The sequence below is a fragment of the Barnesiella sp. CU968 genome, assembly GCF_905219685.1.
GTDB classification, from domain to species: Bacteria; Bacteroidota; Bacteroidia; order Bacteroidales; family Muribaculaceae; genus Lepagella; species Lepagella muris_A.
Genome location: NZ_CAJMXD010000369.1, coordinates 1 through 2,889 on the forward strand (window position 1 = coordinate 1; position 2,889 = coordinate 2,889).

1 protein-coding gene is annotated in these 2,889 nt (G+C 45.0%); it reads right to left on the bottom strand.

Going from position 1 to position 2,889, the window contains the following annotated elements; all coding sequences use genetic code 11:
* Positions 1–2,793: DUF4886 domain-containing protein (locus tag JX312_RS11600; protein ID WP_204458097.1), on the bottom strand; the 2,793-nt coding region annotated here is incomplete at its 3' end.
* Positions 2,794–2,889 lie beyond the last annotated feature (96 nt).

The window sequence follows — 2,889 nt, forward strand, 5'->3', positions numbered from 1 at the left end:
ACCTTTACGATATTTCTCGATATCATAACTTAATGAAATATCCGTAAGTTTCTTTTTACCGCTATTGGTCAGCAACAACATGACGTTAACCTTACGCGTGCCACCGGCAACACCGGTTGTGATACCACCCACCGCACGATCCGTAGACGTGGATGCACCAAAATTCCACAATCCGTTCTTAGCATTAGACGGAAGAGACACCCCTCCGGCATATGTGGTATTTTCCACCCCTTTATAGAAAGACGGCAGCTCTCCATCCTGTTGCCCCTGCACACGCCATCCCTTAGGCAAGCGTGCCGCTGCAGCATCTCCTATTTCATCAAAATTTTGAATGTAGTGCGTATTTCCTGCCGACATATCTACAGAAGGGATGATATCCATCTTCTCAACCGCTTTTCTTACCATCACCACAGCTTTTGCTTCAAAACCTCCACCATTTGCAGTAACATTATACACCGCTTCATTGCAATCCGGAGCCTTAAACACACCTTCCGGTGAAATTGTAGCCCCGTTATCCGCATGGAATGTTATATCCCCTTCAACATCCATACCAAATTCATCCGACATACGCGCATCGAAATTGATCATTCCGGAATGATGATCAACAGTCTGTATAAAACCTTTAAGGGCATTAGATGCATATGTCCTCATTTCCAATGCTTCAGCGGAAGAAATTGAAGTTGGATGAGTGGATATGTCTAAAGGATCCGTTCCGAAAATCAGTCCATATTCCATACATGCCGCCATGTATGTAGCTTTTGCTGTAGGATGTCTGTCATCCAGAAACAATCCTTCGGCTGCGACCGCACCCTTATCATCATAAACAGCCTGGTATGCATTTGCCACAGGACAAAGCACTATCCCGAACTCAGCCGCAACCTTGGAATAGTTGGCAATGAACAATTCATTAAATTTTGTAAAGTTACCCCAATCTCCTGCGTATGCCCAGTTTACAGGCATAATGATTACAGCATTCGGATTCGGACAACGTTGACGGATATATTCCACCCATAACTTTACATTATTGCGGAACGTTTCGGGATCAGTGCGAGGAAGGGAGCTCTGTTCCTGAAGAATAATATGGCTCCAAGGTTGTGAACGCACGAGCATTTTTGCGCCTGGTTGCCCGTCATCTGCAAGACCTTCCCCTTCATTCCAATGGGTTGAAAGGGGTTTACCTAACAGTGTATGCTTAGTCCATTCCGCCACTTTCCCTTCTCCTTTGGCTATGTCATTGAACATCACATCCTGATCATTATAATAGATCAGCGAATTATTGAGCGAAAGAACCTTTATTTCCGAAGGAAGCTCCGGCACAAGGATTGTCTCAACCGGATTAATTACAAGAGAAGATACCGCCGAACTGACTTTTGTAAACGTATATCCACCTGTTTGCAAGTCAAAAGTTATGTCATACGTGCCCGGCTCCACACACGCATTACATTTCTTACCTTTGATCAGCGTCCCTTCCGTTGATGGCAACGAGGAATCTTCATTAAGTCCCCATGCACCTGCCATACCCAAGCGCTGATAGATCATCCAACGGCTCAAACCGTCAGAGCCGGCAGGCATTGAAACCCTGCCTTTAAAAAGTTTATCAGAAGCATCATATTTCAAGATGCCGGAAGCATCCATATAATTCCAACCGTTATTGTCTCCTATCACATAAACGGAGGTTAGACCTTCTGCGTCTTCGTTAGCACTGAGAAGCAAAGTCGCGACTCCATCCTTTATTGTCAATGTAATTAAGGAACAATTGAACACATTCGGTCCGCAAGAAATATTGCCGTCAACACCAGCCTTCAACTCGTAAGGCATATCCATTACAATATTCGTGCCGTTCGAACCGTAATTGCAAGATGCGCTCCAGGATGCATCCGCAATTTTGAAAGTGCCGGAAATGATTTTATCCCTGAGCACAAAGGTGGTTTCATCTATTTTGTCAAACTCCCATTCATCCGAAGCATCCCATCCATCCTGTCCACGCATGTATATTCCCGAATGATTAATCTCGGGCACATCTTCCGAAGGATCTTTCCAGTCATCATCCTTATCGGTAAAAGATGCCTGAATCTCTACATCATCTATAGCAAGTCCTTGTGCCTTATCCGGAGTCGACCCGGAAGCAACAGATATATTCCATGCCAGATAAATATCTTTCTTCGGTTCAACATGCACCCGCAGGGAGTTGCCAACCTCGGTCTGAGAGACAGGAACGACAGCCACTCCTGCCGTGCTTGCATCCGCCGGGAAATATGTATTGAAGCTTTCCCCTGCCGAATACCATTTTTCGCCATCGCCCGACCAATAAAGCTGCACGGAGAAACCTGCCGCGTTAGCGCCTAAACGATATTTCTCAACCACATATGATATGTCAAGATAATTTATAATCTTGGCGTCATCCTCATTCGTGAGTTTTGTCATGTAGCTCACGCAGCGTGTTCCATTGCTTACCGTAGTAGACAATCCACCCACCGCGCGATCCGAAGAAGCATCATCCGGTCCCCAGTTCCATGTTCCGTTTTTTGCATTCGATGCAAGATTCGCACCGCCTGTATACATAACGTCGGTCACCGCGTCATTCCATTTGCCAACTTTTCTGGGAGCTGTCAAATTTCTATCCACTCGCCATCCTTCCGGAAGATTCAAAGTTGGCGTGTTATCAGACCACATGGAATTAAAATCCTCACTCACCTTTGAGGCAGCAGGAGTCACACCTCCAGGAGACGCAACGACTCCAAAGGATGACACTGCTGTTGTCAATACTGACAATATTATATTTCTAATTTTCATAATGTCAAATTAATAAATGTATCACTGGCGTCTCTTAAAATCTGTTAATGCGAAATTGTTAAACTCTGTATTCATGTTGGTTACGCGATTTTCTGG